General features: G+C 42.4%; 7 protein-coding genes. 4 read left to right on the forward strand and 3 right to left on the reverse strand.

The window, feature by feature from the left end; genetic code table 11:
- A partial coding sequence (locus OCF96_RS09240; protein ID WP_261446992.1) for an LPXTG cell wall anchor domain-containing protein occupies nt 1–924 on the forward strand: 924 nt, incomplete at its 5' end.
- A gap of 203 nt (nt 925–1,127) precedes the next feature.
- On the opposite strand, the gene gatB is transcribed toward OCF96_RS09240, so the two are convergent.
- Genes gatB through gatC form a run of 3 tightly spaced genes read right to left on the reverse strand, consistent with a single transcriptional unit; the run spans nt 1,128 to nt 4,338 of the window.
- On the reverse strand, nt 1,128–2,570 hold the full coding sequence (gene gatB / locus OCF96_RS09245) for an Asp-tRNA(Asn)/Glu-tRNA(Gln) amidotransferase subunit GatB (protein ID WP_261446993.1): 1,443 nt from the start codon (nt 2,568–2,570) through the stop codon (nt 1,128–1,130).
- A complete protein-coding gene (gatA, locus tag OCF96_RS09250) occupies nt 2,570–4,036 on the reverse strand; it encodes an Asp-tRNA(Asn)/Glu-tRNA(Gln) amidotransferase subunit GatA (RefSeq protein ID WP_261446994.1) in 1,467 nt (488 codons plus the stop codon). The genes gatB and gatA overlap by 1 nt, the downstream gene beginning before the upstream one ends.
- A complete protein-coding gene (gene gatC, locus OCF96_RS09255; RefSeq protein WP_261446995.1) occupies nt 4,036–4,338 on the reverse strand; it encodes an Asp-tRNA(Asn)/Glu-tRNA(Gln) amidotransferase subunit GatC in 303 nt (100 codons plus the stop codon). Before gatC ends, gatA begins: the two co-directional genes overlap by 1 nt.
- A 212-nt stretch (nt 4,339–4,550) precedes the next feature.
- Between gatC and OCF96_RS09260 the strand changes: the two genes are divergently transcribed.
- The 3 genes from OCF96_RS09260 to OCF96_RS09275 form a co-directional block, all read left to right on the forward strand.
- Nucleotides 4,551–6,095 carry a peptide chain release factor 3 gene (locus tag OCF96_RS09260; RefSeq protein WP_001025438.1) on the forward strand — a complete coding sequence of 515 codons (1,545 nt, stop codon included), beginning with the start codon at nt 4,551–4,553 and terminating at the stop codon, nt 6,093–6,095.
- A gap of 1,183 nt (nt 6,096–7,278) precedes the next feature.
- The gene (locus OCF96_RS10285) at nt 7,279–13,494 is read left to right on the forward strand and encodes an accessory Sec-dependent serine-rich glycoprotein adhesin (RefSeq protein WP_474104222.1); all 6,216 of its coding nucleotides are present in this window, start codon (nt 7,279–7,281) and stop codon (nt 13,492–13,494) included.
- A gap of 993 nt (nt 13,495–14,487) precedes the next feature.
- Nucleotides 14,488–21,470 (forward strand): accessory Sec-dependent serine-rich glycoprotein adhesin (locus tag OCF96_RS09275; protein WP_261446996.1); only part of this gene is annotated, 6,983 nt, incomplete at its 3' end.

The raw sequence follows: 21,470 nt of genomic DNA on the forward strand, positions 1-21,470 counted from the left end.
AAAGGCAATACAACGCATGTATACCGTCAAGTCGTAACAAGTTATGTGAATGAAGAAGGCAAAGAAATCAGCCCTTCAGACAAAGGAACGAAGGATAAGAAAGACATTCCAGAGTACATTTACAAAGAAACTAAGAAAGACGAAAAAGGCAATACAACGCATGTATACCGTCAAGTCGTAACAAGTTATGTGAATGAAGAAGGCAAAGAAATCAGCCCTTCAGACAAAGGAACGAAGGATAAGAAAGACATTCCAGAGTACATTTACAAAGAAACTAAGAAAGACGAAAAAGGCAATACAACGCATGTATACCGTCAAGTCGTAACAAGTTATGTGAATGAAGAAGGCAAAGAAATCAGCCCTTCAGACAAAGGAACGAAGGATAAGAAAGACATTCCAGAGTACATCTTCAAAGAAACTAAGAAAGATAAAGATGGAAATACAATCCATGTATATACTAAGAAATCTTCTTCAACACCATATTCACCAACACCTTCAACTCCAAGTAATGAAGAAAGTAAATCAACAGTTTGGAAAGATACTGAAGGTAATGTTCTAAAACCTCAAGAAGATGGTACAAAAGATAAGGGAACATTTACTGGCTATGAATATGTCAAGACTATTTTAGTTGGAAATGTAACAACTCATATCTTTAAGAAAGTGATTACTCCAATTCATGATGAAACCCCTTCTCATTCAGATGTTCCTGGACAATCAGATATCCCAGCTCATTCAGATGTAACAGCAACATCAGATAAATCAACTCAAATAGTGAATTCAAATGAATCAACATTTGTAGATGGTAAACGGGAACTTCCGAATACAGGTACTCAATCATCAACTTCATCTCTCCTTCTTGGAGCTCTAGCAGCAATAACTGGCTTAGGTTTAGTTTCAAGACGTCGTAAAGATGATAAGGAGTAAGAAATGGTATAAAGCGTAATAAGTCGCTTATCTATCATTCTGAGGTTTATGATAATCAAGAAAAGCCTTTCCTCTATTCTTAGGGGAAGGGCTTTTTGAAGTAGGATATGTAAGTAAGGCAAACCTCAATAACGAGGTATATTGAAAAATCTCCAGACTAGAGGAGAACTCACTGATAGTTCCTAATCTGGAGATTATTTTTTTTAATCTTCTTTCAACTTCGCCAATTCTTGGGCAAGAAGTTTAAGGGCAACTTGTGGGTTGGCTTGGCCTTTGGTTGCTTTCATAAGAAATCCTGTAAAGGCCTTGTCTGCGTTACGTTTGCCTGACTTGAAGTCGGCAACGGCAGCTTCGTTATCGGCAAAGACTTGGTGGATAATTGGAATCAAGACAGCTGGATCTGAGATTTGAACCATACCTGCTTTTTCCACGTATTCACGCGCACCGCCACCGTTTTTAGCCAGGTGGACAAAGACTTTCTTGGCAATCTTAGAAGAGATAGTACCGTCTTCGATGATGGCAATCATTTCAACCAAGTTTTCTGGTGTCAATTCGATTTGTTCCAGTGTCTTGCTTTCAGCGTTCAAGAACTGAGCAACCTCACCTTGGAGCCAGTTAGAGACTTGTTTAGCATCGCCACCGAGAGCAACAGCTTTTTCAAAGAAATCAGAAGTGACTTTGTTCGCAGTTAACTGACTAGCATCATAGTCTGACAAGCCAAGGTCAGATACATAACGCGCACGGCGTTCTTTTGGAAACTCTGGCAACTCTGTACGCATTTCTTCGATCCACTCATCTGAAATTTCAAAGATAGGTAGGTCAGGTTCTGGGAAGTAGCGGTAGTCAGCAGCGCCTTCCTTAACACGCATGAGGATAGTTGTCTTGTTGGCTTCATCGTAACGGCGTGTTTCTTGGCGAATTTGACCACCTGAGCGTAGGATTTCAGCCTGACGTTGGACTTCGTATTCAAGACCCTTGCGAACATTTGAGAAGGAATTCAAGTTCTTCAACTCAGTCTTGGTACCGAATTTCTCTTGACCATAAGGACGAAGGGAGATGTTAGCATCCACACGCATAGAACCTTCTTCCATCTTAACGTCAGAAATACCAGCGTACTGGATAACTTCCTTGAGGGCTGTCAGATAAGCGTAGGCTTCTTCTGGCGAACGCATGTCAGCCTCAGATACGATCTCAATCAATGGAACCCCTTGGCGGTTGAGGTCAACATAAGAGTAGCCATCTGTACCGTGGGTGTTTTTACCAGCGTCTTCCTCTAGGTGGGCGCGTTCGATACCGATTTTCTTGGTCGTACCGTCTTCTAGCTCAACTTCAATCCATCCATTGTAACCAATTGGCTCATCAAATTGAGAAATTTGGTAGGCTTTGGGATTATCAGGATAGAAGTAGTTCTTGCGGTCAAAGTGCATCTTTTTATGGATGTCCATATTGAGGGCAAGAGCAGCCTTGATACCGGCATCAACAACACCTTTATTGAGAACTGGCAGAACTCCTGGGAAAGACCAGTCAATCACGTTAGTGTTGGCATTTTGCTCATTTCCAAAGTGGGCAGAAGTAGGTGAGAAGATTTTTGAATTGGTGTTGAGCTCTACGTGGACTTCAAGTCCAATGACTGTTTCAAAGTTCATTAATTGTCACCTCCAAAAATCACGGGTTGTTGTTTATGGTAGTCTGTTGTTGCTTCAAAAGCAGCAGCAGCTTGGTAAATGGTTTCCTCAGAATACTTAGGACCAATCAATTGTAGACCGACAGGTAGACCTTGAGAGAATCCAGCAGGAATCGAAATTCCTGGGAGACCAGCCAAGTTGACTGGGATGGTCAAAAGGTCAGCCAAGTACATGGCAACTGGGTCGTGGTTGAGAGAATCTAAGTCATAGGCAACGCTTGGAGCAGTTGGACCCAAAATCAAGTCGTAATCCGCGAAGACTTTTTCGAAATCTTGAATGATAAGGGTACGAACCTGACCAGCTTTCTTGTAGTAGGCATCGTAGTAACCTGATGAAAGGCTGAAAGTACCTAGCATGATACGGCGTTTTACCTCTTCACCGAAACCTTGGCTACGGCTGTTTACATAGATTTCGTCAAGATTCGTCGCATCCTCTGCGCGGTAGCCGTAACGGATACCGTCAAAGCGTTGCAAGTTTGATGAAGCTTCTGATGAAGCGATAATATAATAAACGGCAACACCGTATTTAGAGTGAGGAAGGCTGACTTCTTCAACGATAGCACCGAGTTTTTCAAAGTGTTTGGCTGCGTTCAGGATAGTTTCCTTAACCTCTGGGTCAATCCCTTCACCAAGATATTCCTTAGGCAAAGCAATTTTCATGCCCTTGATGTCTTGACCGATTTTTGAAGTAAAGTCGGCAATGCGGACAGGAGCAGAAGTAGAGTCTTTAGCATCTTTGCTGGCAATGGCGTTGAGCAAGAGGGCATTTTCCTTAACAGTTGGTGCGAAAGGTCCAATCTGGTCTAATGAGCTACCGAAGGCAATGAGACCGAAACGTGAAACTGTTCCGTAGGTTGGTTTGAGACCAACGATCCCGTTGAAGGCAGCAGGTTGGCGGATAGAACCACCAGTATCAGAACCAAGTGACAAACGGACTTGACCTGAAGCTACAGCTGCAGCAGAACCACTAGATGAGCCACCAGGAACCTTGTTTTGGTCCCAAGCATTTTTAGTTGCTCCGTAGTGTGAAGTTTCCCCTGAACCACCCATGGCAAATTCGTCCATGTTGGTTTTTCCGACAACAATCATACCCTTGGCTTTTGCATTGGCAACGGCTGTCGCATCAAAGATTGGCTCGTAGTTGTAGAGCATTTTTGAGGCAGCGGTTGTGAGAATACCGTCAGTAGAGATATTATCCTTAACAGCGAGCGGAATTCCTGAAAGGACATTATCAGCGTCAATTCCAGCTTCATCAATAGCTTTAGCTTGCGCAAGGGCTTGCTCCTCAGCAATTGTGACAAAAGCGTTGATAGATGTCTCGCGAGACTTGATATCTTCAAGCGTTGCTTGGGTCAATTCAGTTGCAGAAATTTCCTTAGACACAAGGAGATTGTGCAAGTCTTCAATAGTTTTGTTATTAAAAGTCATTAGGCATCTCCTCCATCGTCTAGGATAGCTGGTACCTTGATATAGTAGTTGTCTTTTTCAGGTACGTTTTTAAACAAGCGATCACGGTCTGTTCCTTCTTCGGCCACATCAGGGCGGAATACGGTCTTACGGTCAGCCATGGTCGTAGTAGGTGCGACACCAGTTGTGTCAACTTCGCCTAGCAACTCAACCATGTCAACAATCTTAGACAAGGTAGTCGCAAAGGCAGCAGTTTCTTCTTCAGAGAATCTTAATTTTGAAAGATTGGCAACGTGTGTTACCTCTTCTTGCGTAATTTTCATCTTGCATCCTTTCGTGAAATGATGATTTTTAGTCTGTTCTATTTTACCATATTTTCCTATAAATAAGGGAGGGATAAGTAAAAAGAAATAGAAATTGAAAAAAATGCTAAAATCCGATATAATGGAGTGTTGAAAGGAATGGTAAAATCCAATGTAGAAATCATTCTTAGCTATTGAACCAAGAAAAACAGAGAATCAAAGAAAGAGAACTTATGAATATTCAAGAAGAAATTAAGAAACGTCGTACCTTTGCCATCATCTCCCACCCGGACGCGGGGAAAACTACTATTACTGAGCAGTTGCTCTATTTTGGTGGCGAGATTCGTGAGGCTGGTACCGTAAAAGGAAAGAAAACAGGAACTTTTGCCAAGTCTGACTGGATGGATATCGAGAAGCAACGTGGGATTTCGGTAACCTCATCTGTTATGCAATTTGACTACGATGGTAAGCGCGTGAATATCCTCGACACACCAGGACACGAGGACTTCTCAGAAGATACCTACCGTACCTTGATGGCGGTGGATGCTGCGGTCATGGTCGTGGACTCTGCCAAGGGTATTGAGGCTCAAACCAAGAAATTGTTTGAGGTTGTCAAACACCGTGGCATTCCAGTCTTTACCTTTATGAACAAGCTTGACCGTGACGGTCGTGAGCCACTGGACCTCTTGCAAGAATTGGAAGAAGTCTTGGGCATTGCTAGCTACCCAATGAACTGGCCAATCGGGATGGGGAAAGCCTTTGAAGGCTTGTATGACCTCTATAACCAACGCTTGGAGCTCTACAAAGGGGATGAGCGTTTTGCTAGTCTAGAAGATGGGGACAAGCTTTTTGGTAGCAATCCTTTCTACGAGCAAGTCAAGGATGATATTGAACTTTTAAATGAAGCTGGGAATGAGTTTTCAGAGGAAGCAATCCTTGCTGGAGAATTGACGCCAGTCTTCTTCGGTTCGGCTCTTACTAACTTTGGTGTGCAGACCTTTCTTGAAACCTTCCTTAAGTTTGCTCCAGAACCACATGGACACAAGAAAACAGATGGTGAAATTGTGGATCCTTACGATAAGGATTTCTCAGGATTTGTCTTTAAAATCCAAGCCAACATGGACCCTCGTCACCGTGACCGTATTGCCTTTGTTCGTATCGTATCGGGTGAATTTGAGCGTGGCATGAGTGTCAACCTGCCTCGTACTGGTAAGGGTGCCAAACTGTCGAATGTGACTCAGTTTATGGCGGAAAGTCGTGAGAATGTGACCAATGCCGTGGCAGGTGATATTATCGGGGTTTACGATACAGGTACTTATCAAGTTGGGGATACCTTGACAGTTGGAAAAAATAAGTTTGAATTTGAACCACTGCCAACCTTTACCCCTGAGATTTTCATGAAAGTTTCTGCTAAGAACGTCATGAAGCAAAAATCCTTCCACAAAGGGATTGAGCAATTGGTGCAAGAAGGAGCTGTTCAGCTTTATAAGAATTACCAAACAGGTGAGTATATGCTAGGCGCTGTTGGTCAACTTCAGTTTGAAGTCTTTAAGCACCGCATGGAAGGCGAGTACAATGCTGAAGTCGTTATGAGCCCAATGGGTAAAAAGACCGTTCGTTGGATCAAGCCTGAGGACTTGGATGAACGGATGTCATCAAGCCGAAATATCTTGGCTAAAGATCGCTTTGACCAGCCAGTCTTCCTCTTTGAGAACGACTTTGCTCTTCGCTGGTTTGCGGACAAGTATCCAGACGTAGAGTTGGAAGAGAAGATGTAGATCGCCAAAGTTACTTGATTGTGTAACAATCTAAGTAACTAACGCCAAGTTTCTAAGGAACTTGGCTAGGCGCTCCACTAGTAAAGTTTTACGAATAGTATCGATTCGTAAAACTTTACGTCGTAACGATTAGATAGTGTATGACCTAACTGCCTCACTAACTATGTTTGGCAAATAGAATCGATTTGCAAAACTCAGTGTCGTAAGCTAACAATCGGAAACCGCTATGGCGGTCTACCTAAACGCTTCACTAGGAAAAAATCCACGAATAATATCGATCCGTGGATTTTTCCGTCGTAATGGTAAAGAAGCAAACTAGCTAACTGCGTCATTAACTTCGTTTGGCAAATGAAAACGATTTGCTAAACTCCGTGTCGTGGTGTAACAATCAGTCTACCTAAACGCTTCGCTAGGCAGAGTCCACGAATAGTATCGCTTCGTAAAACTTTCCGTCGTGATGGGTAGAAAGTGTTCTAGCGACCTGCTTTGCTAACTCCGTGTAGTAACCTAACAATTGGTAACCTTTATGTTGGTTGATCTAAATATTTTAATAAGAAATGTCCAGGAATGCTATCAATTCTTGGGCTTTGTTATTGTGGCAAATGGGAAGTTACTAAGCTTGGTGTTTTGGTCTTGAATCAGTAACTACTATAGTACTTTATCCAAATCTCCTATGTCAGAAAATCCTGCGAATGTTGTGGCATTGTGGGATTTTTTGTGAGGGTTAGTGAGTCTAGCTACTTGACTTTCTAATAGTCAAGTAAAACCAAAGTAACCCTTTTTTCTTGCCAGCCTGCTCAAAAAATATCCTAGTTAAACTATATATTTTGAAATTTACTATCTCTTAATTTTAATGAAAGTAGCGAAGAGTTCCTTGAATAACATACAATATATATGTCTATGTGAAGAAAAATGTTGCTCTTTTTGATTTTAGATAAGCATCACGCATTCGTCGGCAAAAATAATGGATTTCTCTTTTTTATAGCCCAGTCAATGAGGGATTCAGTTGTCTAGTATATTAACTTTATTTATCAATGGGGAATTTATACAAAACAAAGCAGAAAATGCTTTTTTTTTTAGTAAAAACACTAAAAAATAAGTTGACTTAACATAATAATTTGTGTATAATAGAAACCGATTGCATTAAGCTAGCTACTGTAGCACTTTTTGGAGGAAAAAATAAATGTTTTTCAGACGTCAGAATGGTCTTTATAGAGAGACGGACCGTGTGACACGTTATAAGTTAATTAAATCAGGTAAACATTGGTTGAGAGCTTCAACCTCTCTTTTTGGTTTGTTCAAGGTTTTACGTGGTGGTGTAGACACTACTCAAGTGATGACAGAAGTAGTAGAAAACCAAACTAATAAAACGATTACAGGTCTGGATATCATAAAGGGGATTGCTGCTACAGGTGCAGTTTTAGGTGGGGCTGTTGCTACTCAAACAAAAGTGTTTGCGAATGATGCGGTAGCTCTTGAAAAAACGCTCGATAGTGCAGATACTCTAGCAATGCATGATACAGTTGTCCTTGGTACAACTGCAAAAGTAGATGCTGAAAATTCAGCAAGTCAGTCTCATTCAGTAAGTGGGAGTGTATCTAGTTCAGAATCAGTTTCCACTAGTCTATCAGCTAGTGTTAGTTCTTCTGCTAGTATGTCAACAAGTGCTTCAGAAAGCGCATCAACTTCGGCTAGTGTCTCAGCAAGTACTTCTGTAAGCGCTAGTCAGTCGATGGTAGCTTCAGACAATAGTGAACTTTCTACTACTACCTCTGAGACCTATGGTGCCTCTGAGACTTCTGAAAAAGCAGAGTCTGTGTCAAAAGAGAGTCAGTTAGCTAAAGAAAGCTTACCTTCCTCTAAGTTCACTGCTCCTGTATTGGAATCAGCTAAATTGGAAAAAGGGTTAGTTGATACGAATACAGAAATAAGTAGCTTAGCGGGAGTAACTGCTGGTGCTATAGCAACAGCGGAAGTTTCAGCTAAACAACAGGATGAAAATCGTAAGAAACTTACGAAACTTTCAGCTGAAATAGGTGAGTATCTAGCTAAAGCTGTTGGCTTACCAAATACTGATTCAGCCATCACTAAGGTCAACGCTGCAGTAACTGAGATTGAAAAAGCCTTGGCGGATCCGACTAGTGATTTGACATCAGTAGTACAAAAAGCGACTCTAGCTCGTAATTCCATTGTCAATGCTGTTTTGAGAGCCCATTCAGGTGCGCGTGATGCGCGAAATGGAAAACTGATTGATAAAGGTGAGCAACTACGTGCGTTAGTAAACCATGCTAATGCTGATAACGCTACAACTGCAACTCTGGAAAAGGGAATCTATGCAGATGGTAGTAGGGAAGTTGTTTGGCGTATCAATATGCACTCTAATAGCCCGTTAAACAATGCTGGATTGATTGCAGAAGTAGATCCGAATACGACCATTACTCGAGTTCTCTTCAATGGAGAACCTATGGAAAAAAGTGGTGGTTCTGGAAATGAGTATGTTTTTAATAAGCGACATGACCTCAATCGTAATCTGGATGCTACTATCTATGTTTATGGAAAGGTTAATGATAAGTCTACACAGGCAACTTTAAAGGCTCAGGTAGCAACAAGTAGCCAACCATTTACAAGTTCAAATACTCCTGCTAACTACACATCGACTAAGTCAGACACAGTTTCAACTGGCAAAAAGGTTACCCAGGCAGATAAAGCTCCGACTATTAGAATCACGCCTTCTTATGTTGAAGTGTACAATGATGAATCTGTAAACAATGTGAAGATTCAATTACGTGACGATAGAGGGATGGTCAGAATTACTTCCCCTAAAGATGCACCAATTATCACTGGTTTGAATGCACCAAACTATCCTGCTACTAGTAAAAAAGGGGTTGGAGATCTTACAGTGTATGATAGATATGGCAGAGAAGTTGGGTATCAAACTTCGCGTGATATAAACATAAGTGGGACTATTGGTCGAGATGGAAATACGTGGAAGCCGTATAAGCCAGGTGTTTATAATATTTCTTACACAGTAGAAGATACAAGTAAACAAAGTACAACTGCTCTCCTTACTTTTAATATCAAAGGATTTAACGAACGAAATAATCCTGTTAGTGGCGAAACTGTTCGTGCATTTGATACTAGCAATTTAACTGCAGATGAAATTCAAGAAGTAAAAAATAAATTTGAGGAAAAAAATAGAAGCCTTCTCGAACATAGTGATTATAAGAAAGATAGCCAGACAGGCTCGTATACAGTTGATAATACTGGTAAGATAACAATAACATATCGAGATAGAACTACTGATGTCGTAAATGCCTCTTTAGTTCATCGTCCGTTTGCTGAACGTCAAAATCCAGTTAGTGGAGATGCTGTTCTAGTAAGTGATAAGTCCCACCTAACACCAGAAGAGAGGGATGAAGTCAAGAGAAACTTCCTTTCTAAAAATAGTGCTATAATAAAGCATACAGATTATAGTAAAAATAATCAATCAGGCAATGTTACGGTTTCTGAAAATGGTCAGATTACGATTACTTACCGAGATGGAAGTAGTGATACAGTTCCAGCTAATCTGACTTTAGATCAAGTCATGCCTACTTATGAAGTTATTGTAAAAAGAAATGGTCAACCTATTCAACCTACTCGTAAGGGAAATGAGGAAGCTTATGACATTTATGCGGGTGATAAATTTGAAATCACCTTCAAGGCTAAAGACAACAAAGGTAAGTTACGTAGTTTTTATATTGCTTCACAGGCCGATAGAAATCAACCTCTAACGAATAAGAATTATTTTGAAAATGATAAATATGGAACAACAAATCCAGTTCCAGCTTTGCGTGATTCTAATGGAGGGATAGTTGCCACAGATACTCATCCAGCTACGATTGTTGTGAGTGGGAAGATGGATGAAAATTTATCTCATAGTGATAAGAATAAATGGCAACGAAATGCTGTAGCTGAGGATAAGGCGGGAAATACTCCTGCTTTGGGTAGTGGACCTGGTAATGTCCGTATTAGGCAGGGACGGCTTGCGGATATTATGACCCCGGTTGTTCCTACAAAAACTTTCCAAGTAGAGAATCTAACACGCTTAAATTCAACAGAGAAAAATTCTATCATTGCTGAAATAACAAGATTAAATCCTCTGGAACAAAATCGGATTAAAGAAATTGTTGTAAGTGAATCTGGGGCGGTAACAGTTCGTTATAAAGATGAAACAACTGATTCTGTAACTGTAAAGCTTTCTGATAGTGATTTTAGAAGTAAATCTAGTTCCTTGAGTACGAGTGCATCTAAGTCATTATCGATGAAAGCAAGCCAGTCTGCCTCAACAAGTGCAAGTCAATCAGCCAGCACCTCGGCTAGCCAGTCGGCATCGACAAGTGCAAGTCAATCAGCCAGCACGTCAGCAAGCCAAAGTGCATCAACAAGCGCAAGCCAATCGGCCAGCACGTCGGCTAGTCAGTCAGCCTCAACAAGTGCGAGCCAATCAGCCAGCACGTCAGCAAGCCAAAGTGCCTCAACAAGCGCAAGTCAATCGGCCAGCACGTCTGCAAGTCAGTCCGCATCGACAAGTGCGAGTCAATCAGCAAGTACGTCAGCTAGTCAAAGTGCTTCAACAAGCGCAAGCCAATCAGCAAGTACGTCTGCAAGCCAAAGTGCTTCAACAAGTGCGAGTCAATCAGCAAGTACGTCAGCTAGTCAAAGTGCATCAACAAGCGCAAGCCAATCAGCAAGTACGTCAGCTAGTCAAAGTGCTTCAACAAGCGCAAGCCAATCAGCAAGTACCTCAGCTAGCCAGTCAGCATCGACAAGTGCGAGTCAATCAGCCAGCACGTCAGCTAGCCAATCGGCTTCAACCAGTGCCAGCCAATCAGCCAGCACCTCAGCTAGCCAGTCAGCATCGACAAGTGCCAGCCAATCAGCCAGCACAAGTGCAAGTCAGTCGGCTTCAACAAGTGCAAGTCAATCAGCCAGCACAAGTGCAAGTCAGTCGGCCTCAACAAGTGCGAGCCAATCAGCAAGCACGTCTGCAAGCCAAAGTGCTTCAACAAGTGCGAGTCAATCAGCAAGTACGTCAGCTAGTCAAAGTGCTTCAACAAGCGCAAGCCAATCAGTAAGTACCTCAGCTAGCCAGTCAGCATCGACAAGTGCGAGTCAATCAGCAAGCACGTCTGCAAGCCAAAGTGCTTCAACAAGTGCGAGTCAATCAGCCAGCACGTCAGCAAGCCAAAGTGCTTCAACCAGTGCGAGCCAATCAGCCAGCACCTCAGCTAGTCAGTCAGCATCGACAAGTGCCAGTCAATCAGCCAGCACAAGTGCAAGTCAGTCGGCCTCAACAAGTGCCAGTCAATCAGCCAGCACAAGTGCAAGTCAGTCGGCCTCAACCAGTGCAAGCCAATCCGCCAGCACAAGTGCAAGTCAGTCGGCTTCAACCAGTGCGAGCCAATCCGCCAGCACGTCAGCTAGTCAATCGGCTTCAACCAGTGCGAGTCAATCAGCCAGCACCTCAGCTAGTCAGTCCGCCTCGACCAGTGCCAGCCAGTCGGCCAGCACCTCAGCTAGTCAATCGGCCTCAACCAGTGCAAGCCAGTCAGCCAGCACGTCTGCAAGCCAAAGTGCTTCAACCAGTGCCAGTCAATCAGCCAGCACCTCGGCTAGTCAGTCCGCCTCAACCAGTGCAAGCCAATCAGCTAGCACGAGTGCAAGTCAGAGTGCTTCAACCAGCGCAAGCCAATCCGCCAGCACCTCAGCAAGTCAGTCGGCCTCAACAAGTGCAAGCCAATCGGCCAGCACCTCAGCAAGTCAGTCGGCCTCAACAAGCGCGAGCCAATCCGCCAGCACCTCAGCTTCTGAATCGGCCTCAACAAGTGCGAGCCAATCAGCCAGCACCTCAGCTAGTCAGTCAGCATCGACAAGTGCCAGTCAATCAGCCAGCACAAGTGCAAGTCAGTCGGCCTCAACAAGTGCCAGTCAATCAGCCAGCACAAGTGCAAGTCAGTCGGCCTCAACCAGTGCAAGCCAATCCGCCAGCACAAGTGCAAGTCAGTCGGCTTCAACCAGTGCGAGCCAATCCGCCAGCACGTCAGCTAGTCAATCGGCTTCAACCAGTGCGAGTCAATCAGCCAGCACCTCAGCTAGTCAGTCCGCCTCGACCAGTGCCAGCCAGTCGGCCAGCACCTCAGCTAGTCAATCGGCCTCAACCAGTGCAAGCCAGTCAGCCAGCACGTCTGCAAGCCAAAGTGCTTCAACCAGTGCCAGTCAATCAGCCAGCACCTCGGCTAGTCAGTCCGCCTCAACCAGTGCAAGCCAATCAGCTAGCACGAGTGCAAGTCAGAGTGCTTCAACCAGCGCAAGCCAATCCGCCAGCACGTCAGCTAGTCAATCGGCCTCAACCAGTGCAAGCCAATCAGCCAGCACCTCAGCTAGTCAATCGGCCTCAACCAGTGCAAGTCAGTCCGCATCGACAAGTGCGAGTCAATCGGCTTCAACCAGTGCAAGCCAATCGGCCAGCACCTCAGCAAGTCAGTCGGCCTCAACCAGTGCAAGCCAATCGGCCAGCACAAGTGCAAGTCAGTCGGCTTCAACCAGTGCAAGCCAATCCGCCAGCACCTCAGCAAGTCAGTCGGCTTCAACCAGTGCAAGTCAGTCCGCCAGCACGTCAGCAAGTCAGTCGGCCTCGACAAGTGCGAGCCAATCGGCCAGCACCTCAGCAAGTCAGTCGGCTTCAACCAGTGCTAGCCAATCGGCCAGCACCTCAGCAAGTCAATCCGCCAGCACGAGCGCAAGTCAATCGGCCTCAACCAGTGCAAGCCAGTCGGCTTCAACCAGTGCTAGCCAATCCGCCAGCACGAGCGCTAGCCAGTCCGCCTCGACCAGTGCGAGTCAGTCGGCTTCAACCAGTGCTAGCCAATCCGCCAGCACCTCGGCTAGTCAATCGGCCTCAACCAGTGCAAGCCAATCAGCTTCAACCAGTGCTAGTCAATCCGCCAGCACCTCAGCAAGTCAGTCCGCATCGACCAGTGCTAGCCAATCCGCCAGCACCAGCATGTCAGTCCCTGATAGTATTGATAAACCGAACTTTAGTTTGAGTGATAGTGCTTCACAGTCAACGAGTCTAAGCGCATCAATCTCAACATCGGTGTCTATGTCAACAAGTACATCACTTTCAGGTGTAGCTTCTGATAGTGCCTCAACGTCAATCTCGCTTGTAGAATTAAATGTTAATCATTCGACTTCACACGTTGGAAATGATGCCGGACCGACAGCTAAGTCAAGACAGCAATTGCCAAATACTGGTACAGAAGCTTCCAAATCATCTGTACTTCTAGGTGCTTTGACTGCTGTAACGGGTCTAGGTCTGATTGCGAAACGTCGCAAACGTGATGATGAAGAAATGTAAACAATTTTTCTGTAGCAGATTGATCTGCGGATAGATGATTGAAAAATGGATGGAACAGAAGTTTCGACCATAAGAAAAAGTGAACAAAACTAGTTTTCTGTAAATCAGAATCCGGTTTAGTTCACTTTTTTGTTTTACAATTTATTGAATTTGGAATACTCCGCTCTAGTTCCTAAAACATAATATATTGAATCTAGAACAGTACGAGAAGTTCTTAAAACATGTCTATAAATTACTTCGACTTTCCTAATATATTTATATTTTATTTTATTTTAATTCGGGTTTATGCTCTGTCAGTATAAGAAATCCTAAAATACCTTACCTTTACTTAAAAATAGACTAAGGAATTTTTTTGTAGGACATGCACAGCTTATTTATATATGTAACATATATCACTGCAGATTCCTCCGAGTACAGTTTTGAGGTTGTAGAAAAGAATGACGAAGTCAGTTACATATATAATCCAAGGCGAAGCATACCTTGTTTAAAGAGATTTTCGAAGAGTTCGATAAATAGAGACGAATATATAAGTGATAAAGATATCAGATGAATGAAATTTGTTATACATAATTAAAAAATGAATAGCTATATTATTCGTTTTTTAAACAGACAAAAATCCTTGCACAAAAATACAATATAATCAATATTATAACAAAGTGTACACTAAACAAATAGTTATAAATAAAACTATTTTATAAAATGAGAGAGAAAACGTTTTCAGAAAACCTGTAACAAAGATTTAAGATTTCGCAATTTAGAAACATAAAAACGCTTAAAATTGGGACTTCTCCCCTTTGAAAACGTTTAAAATTGTTATTTTTCTAATATTTATAAAAAGCAGCATATTCACCTATAATATCTATGTAAAATACTTTTTTTTTTTAGGTAAAAATGTTTTGAAACTTATTGAATTACTTGTATCTAAAGTGTATAATGTATATTGGTATTTTATTGACAAATGCACATAAATATAAGTGGAAAGGGATCTAAAATATGTTTTTTAGACGCCAAGAAGGTGAATATAGGGAGACGGATCGTGTAACCCGTTTCAAGTTGATCAAGTCGGGTAAGCATTGGTTGCGTGCCTCGACCTCTCAATTTGGCCTCTTTAAAGTCTTGCGTGGTGGTGTAGATGCTACTCAGGTAACAACTGAAGTTATCGAAGAGCAAGCAGCAAATACACTGACTGGACTGGATATCCTGAAAGGGATAGCCGCAGCAGGGACGGTACTTGGAGGAACAGTTGCAACACAAACAACTGTTTATGCCAATGACGCTCTTGAAAAGACAGTAGAGTCAAATCAGACACTTGCGAATACAGACACAGTAACTTTGGGAACAGTAAAAGATCAGGAGGGAGCTCAAGCCGATAGCTTATCAGTTTCTGTCAGCCAAAGCCAGTCCTTGTCTGAGGAAGCTTCCAAGAATGCAAGTAAATATCTTTCAGAAAGTGAAAGCCAATCAGTAAGTACTTCAACAAGTGCATCAGAATCAGCAAGTACATCGGCTTCTGAATCCGCATCAACAAGCGCTTCAGAATCAGCATCAACAAGTGCATCAGAGTCAGCTTCAACAAGTGCTTCTCAATCACAAGCTGGAGTAACTTCTGAACTTGTAACACCAGTATCATCAGAGACAGCTTCAAACAAAGAGACATCTGTTCGTAAGGAAGATGCAGCTAACACAACAGCTGATGCTGCTCTTTCAAAAGTTATCACTGATAGCCTCGCCTCTCTACAAGCAGTTGAAACTCGTTTGAGTCAAATCACATCAACGACTTCAAGCTTGGTGGATACGACGACAACAGCTGCCGTAGCGACTACAGTATCTGCTGAGAGCAACAAGAAAGCTGAAGAAGACCGTAAACGTCTGTCTAAAATCTCTGCTTCTATGGGTGAGTACCTAGCTAAGTCTATCGGTCTGCCAAATACTGAATCAGCTGTTGCAAAGGTGAATGCAGCTGTAACAGCTATCGAAGAAGCTTTGAAAACTCCAAATGCTGACTTGACAGACGTTATTAAGCAAGCCAAGGCTGCAGAAGCTTCAATCGCCAATGCCGTTCTTCGTGCTAGCAACGGTAAACGTAGTTCATTGAATGGTAAGCAAATGGAGCAGGGAGTACAGTTCCGTGCTCGTAATGCCCAGTTCGGTTCACGTGCGGTTGGTTTAGACTTTGAAGAACGTCCAAATGGTGAGGCGATTGATTATTTCGTATCTGGAGAAAATAATCAAGCTGCAAACCACTTGAGAGATCATATTGCTGTTAAAACTGAGCCAGTATATGACGCAAATGGTAAAATTACTTCCATTATTTGGACAGTTGTAGAAAATCCACATGCTAACCGTGGACGTACAAATGTTCGTAAGTGGATTCAGGTTCCTGAACAGGTCAATATGCCGACTACGATTGCATCAACTTCATATAAGGATACAATTACGGGAACATCTGGTCGTCCGCCTATTGATTTCGCAGAGTTACCAATTGATAAATCCCAAGCAACTCTATTACCTCAAAATTATGGAGGAACATACGAACGACAAGGGACAGAGACCTATAATACAGATCAGTTTGGTAATGCAGGGCAGGGGATTGTATCGCTAAATGATAGTGATGAACAATACAACCTCTTGAAAGCGACAGCAGATAACAGTGATAATGACAAACGAGCTATTTGGAATACGATCAATCCGGCGATTATCAATACTAAAGGTGCGGGTAAACGTGTTATCTGGCAAAATGTTAATATCGGTGGTGACCGAAATGAGGTACATGTAACTCGTTTTACAACGACCGTCAAGGATGGCGTGTCGAATGGTGACTTGAAGAATATGAAAGTCCTCTTCGGTCAAGGTACACAAAATACTACGTTTGCAACTGTTGGAATTCATACTAATCCGATAGGACTGAGTTATGACAAAGCTTATCCAGTAGAAGCTGCAGAGGGTGGTAAGTATTTTGTTAAACAAGTAGAAGCGCCTTATAGTACAAATAGCTACTACAATGCAGGTCTGAAATGGTGGTATAACGATTCTGCAGCAAATGGATATACAGACCCGAACCAGTACTTGGTGAAAAAAGGTACCAATGACTGGGGTAGTGGGAAGTTACCAAATAACTCACAAATAGAATGGAGAGATTCTAACAATCAAACAATTCCTAGCAAGGAAGTTGGACGTACACCAGGGGTCTTTAACAATAAGATACATGTAACCTTCCCAGATAAAACAACGAAAGATGTTCCTACTCAGTTTATCGTTAAGCCTCACACACCAAAAATTACAAGTAAACTTGTAGAAGGTAAAGCTCAACAAGATATTAAAGTTGAGAAAGCTGCTCCTGGTAAGAAAGTTTACCTCTATGAAAATGGAAGACAAATTCAAGAGGCAGTAGCAGGTACGGATGGAAGTGTAACCTTTAGGAATGTTAATCTGCAAAACAATGCAGTTTATAAAGCTCAGACAGTTGTTGATGGACAGCCAGAATATACAGATCAAAATAATGTAAAGAAAACATCGGTTGAATCTGATTATAGTAATGAGGTCCGCGCAGTCAATATTGATAAGACTGGACCTGTTATTACAGCAGGAGACAACGGACGAATCAATTTGACTGTTGGACAACGAGCTAATGTTCGTTTGTCAGCTTCTGATGTGACGACTGGTAATTCAGGCATGAAGACCCTTACTTACGATGCAAGTAAGTCTACAGGAACCACTCTTGATAAATCGAATCCAACCTTTAACAATGTTTTGGCAGTAGGGAATGCTGTTAGAAATAATGACGGTTCTATGTCGAGAACCTTGACAGGTACTCCTTCTAAAGTGGGTCTTTATGAAAATGTGAAGGTGACGGCTACAGACGCAGTTGGTAATACAACTGAGCAAACTGTTACAGTTGCTGTTAAACCAGCTCCTCCAACAATCGAAACAAGCCTTGATAATAAAGTCGGACAGAGTGCAAATGTTGTAGTTAATGTAGGGACAGGTATTCCAGATGGCTCAACAGTTACCCTCCAGGGCCCAAATAATACTAGCTATACCGGTACAGTTAAAAGTGGTAAAGCAACAGTTGATGTGCCAACTGTTCAGTCTGGGTCATATATAGCCAAGACAACTGTAACCTTGCCAAAAAGTAAGGGAACTTTAGAATCAGAATTTAGTGCTCCCGTAGTTTCAAGTCCTGATGCTATTGTTCCTGTAATTAAGGGGATTCCTGCTGATGGATTGACTATTGTATCAGGAGATTCGATAGATATACCAGTAACTGCTTCTGATAACGAAACAGGAAATTCAGGTATTAAAGCTTTCCGAGGTGGTAGCCTTTATACAAAAGGTCTAGCAGAAGTATCGCCAGCGGGTCAAGATTTAGATTTAGTTAATGTGAAAACAAATGCTGACAAAACAGTTACAGGTTATGTCAGAGGAAGTATTAATAAAGTTGGTGAATACAAATATTTGATTTCAGCTATTGACGGAGCCGGCAATCCTAATGCTCAAACTGTTCCAGTGAAAGTGTTGCCAACTAGACCGACGGTAACCAATAATCTGAATGAAGAAGGTGGTATGCCGTCTAACATCACTGTTACAAACATTGATCCGCAAGCTACAAAGGTGACAGTGACAGTTGGTAATAAATCTGTTACTAAGCAAATTTCAGCTGGTACAGACACTGTAACTGTTACACCAACTGAACTTGGTTTTGAAAATGGCTTGTTGCCAAATAATGCAACAGTTACTGCAAAAGTTGCAGCGCCATCTCTATACTCAGCAGCAGGTACTTTCCTTGAATCTGCAGCAAGTGATCCTGTAACCATCACACCGGAAACAGAAAAGCCAGTTATTAACTATACATTTGAGGTTTTAGATAAGACATCGAATACTTGGAAGCCAGTCCCTTCTACAACTAACTCACAAGGTAAACAGGATTATTCTATCTATTCAGGCGATGAACTTCGTGTCAAAACTACAGTTACAGATAACAGTGGAAAAGTTAAGACGGTTACATTTGGTGATGAAATAAGTTGGAAAAATGATCTGTTTGCTTTGCCTGCTTGGGGAACAAGTACAGGTGGCACCTTCAGAGATACGATAACGACTGCATCGGGAACAGCTCCGTATGAGGGAACGTCTACTGTAACGATGGGACAAAATGTTGTTTGGGCAGATAATCAGATTTTGACTCGTCAAATTAATGCTGTCGATGGAGCAAATAACTCATCTAGCACAGATGCATTTATTATCCGTCATGCAAGTCTTGCGGTTAAAAATGCCAATCTCAATCCAACAACCAAGCCTACAGTCAATGACTTGAGCAATCCGTCAGAAACTGAAAAAGCAAGCTTGAAGGCAAGTATCGAGCAAGCACATGGGGTTGATGGTCGTATCAAGAATATTACAATAAATGGTGATACAGTAACTATTCGATATAAGGATGAGACGACTCGTACACTTAAAGTATCCGATATTGCTACACCAAAAGCACCAACAGTTAAAAATGATTTGACAGGGCAAGGTGGTCTTGAGAAAAATATTACGATTACCAATATTGATCCTAAGGCAACATCTGTTACTGTTAAGATTGGAAATGTTAGTCGTACGATTGAAAAACCTGTTGGAGATACGACTCTTACAGTAAGTCCTACTGAGATTGGGTTAACTGGTAATATCTTACCTAAGACTGGAACAGTTACCGCAACGGCTAATGTAACAGATTCATCAGGTGTGACAACTTCTTCTGCTGAGAGTACAGGAGTCAATATTACTCCTGAAACAATTAAACCAGTAGCTACGGATACAGTTGTAGAAGTGAAGGATCGTGTGACTGGCCAATGGAAAGAAGTTCCAAGAACAAGGGTAGGAAATCTATCAGAACATACCTTCTATGCAGGTGATGAACTTCGCTTCACCACAACCTTTACAGATAATAGTAAATTTATTAAGAAAACCAATGTTCATTCAGGTTTAACAAGTGCAACGATTGTTCCAAATGTCTTGGATAATACATTTGGAGCAGCGAATGCAGACAACATTTCTTCTTTGACGGAAGCAACCTCAGCAAATCCAGCTAAATTGGAAGTTACAGGAAAAGTTAACGATGATTTGCAGTATAGACCAGAAAACTCTGCTACACGTTCTATTTCTGCAGAAGATGCAGCAGATAACCGTTCAGAAGGCTCAACCTTCCGAATAAAACAAGGTAGTCTAGCAGTAAGAAATGCTAACTTGAATCCTGATAAGAAGATTAAAGTTACAAGCCTGGCTTCCTTGACAGAACCAGAAAAAACAAGCATTAAAGAAGCTGTTAAGAATGCCCATGATACGGCCACAGAGAAAGAAAAAGATCGTATTCAAGATGTTGCCATCGAAGGGGATAAGGTCAAGATTACCTATAAAGATGGTCAATCTCGTACAAAACCAATCTCAGATTTGGCAATGGAAGTTAACCCACCAGTTATTGAAAACTTAAGTGGACGTGGAGGTTTACCAAATCAAAGTATCACGGTAAATAATGTTCTTTCAGGAGCAACAGTAACCTTGACAGTAGGTACTCAAACCTTTACTAAGCAAGTTCCAACAAATGCTACAAGTGTAACCTTTACTGCCGATGATTTGGGAACTGCTTACACCGCAAACAATGGTCTTCTTCCTTCAAGTACTGTACCTAATGTAACTGCGACTCAAAGTGTACCAGCAGGTCCAAATACAACTGAAGTGTTAACTTCAGAGCCAGGTTCTGGTACGATTACTAAGGAAACAGAAGCACCTAATGTTGAATACAAAGTTCAAATTAAAAATGCAGCAGGTGAGTGGGAAGACGCGCCTAAGAAAGTTGTTCGAACAGGTAGACCAGAAGGTTATGAAATCTTTGCAGGTGATGAATATCGTGTTGTTGTCACTTCTAAAGATAATAGTGGTAAGATTCGAAATCTTGAACTTTTTGATGGTAAAACGGGGCAATCAAACTTCTTGCAACCAAATAGGACTTCGGGTGGGGTTGCTAACAATATCACAGCAACTCCAACTGTAGCAACAAATGATACTCCAGCGAAGCTTGAAATTACTGGTAAGTTCAATGAAAATGAGACTTGGTCTTCTACTAACGTTTGGACTCGTACTTTCCGTTCGAAAGATTTGAGTGAAAATGAGACGGAAACACCAGCATTTTTAGTTGCCCAAGGAAAACTGAATGAGAAATTCCCTGGTAATGTGCCAGCAACGGTTCAAGTAAGCAATGCGACAACCTTGTCTCCAGAGGATAAACAAAAGATTCTTGCAGCGGTGAAGGGATCTAATCCACAAGATGCAAACCGTATTCGTAGTTATGCACTTAAAGATAATGGTGTTGTATCAGATGGTAAAGTAACAGTAATTATTACCTATAAAGATGGCACAAGGAATGAAGTGAAAGTACCGGTATCGGATTCGGAAGCGTCTCAATCTGCCTCAGCATCAGCAAGCACGAGCGCAAGCCAATCAGCATCGACAAGTGCAAGCCAATCAGCAAGCACCTCAGCTAGTCAGTCAGCATCAACAAGTGCAAGTCAATCAGCAAGCACCTCAGCTAGTCAGTCAGCATCGACAAGTGCGAGCCAATCAGCAAGCACGTCAGCTAGTCAAAGTGCTTCAACAAGTGCAAGTCAATCAGCAAGCACCTCAGCTAGCCAATCGGCTTCAACAAGTGCTTCAGCTTCAGCAAGCACATCAGCTTCTGAATCAGCGTCAACAAGTGCTTCAGCTTCAGCATCGACAAGCGCCTCTGAGTCAGCGTCAACAAGTGCCTCAGCATCAGCAAGCACCTCAGCTAGCCAGTCAGCATCAACAAGTGCCAGCCAATCAGCAAGCACGTCAGCAAGCCAAAGTGCTTCAACAAGTGCAAGTCAATCAGCAAGCACGTCAGCTAGTCAATCGGCTTCAACAAGTGCTTCAGCTTCAGCAAGCACATCAGCTTCTGAATCAGCGTCAACAAGTGCTTCAGC

It is taken from the genome of Streptococcus mitis, assembly GCF_946190065.1.
GTDB classification, from domain to species: domain Bacteria; phylum Bacillota; class Bacilli; order Lactobacillales; family Streptococcaceae; genus Streptococcus; species Streptococcus mitis_DE.

Excerpts from the sequence above, each read along its gene's own strand:
- gatB (WP_261446993.1), bottom strand. The coding sequence starts at position 2,570 with ATGAACTTTGAAACAGTCATTGGACTTGAAGTCCACGTAGAGCTCAAC.
- gatA (WP_261446994.1), bottom strand. The coding sequence starts at position 4,036 with ATGACTTTTAATAACAAAACTATTGAAGACTTGCACAATCTCCTTGTG.
- gatC (WP_261446995.1), bottom strand. The coding sequence starts at position 4,338 with ATGAAAATTACGCAAGAAGAGGTAACACACGTTGCCAATCTTTCAAAA.
- OCF96_RS09260 (WP_001025438.1), top strand. The coding sequence starts at position 4,551 with ATGAATATTCAAGAAGAAATTAAGAAACGTCGTACCTTTGCCATCATC.
- OCF96_RS10285 (WP_474104222.1), top strand. The coding sequence starts at position 7,279 with ATGTTTTTCAGACGTCAGAATGGTCTTTATAGAGAGACGGACCGTGTG.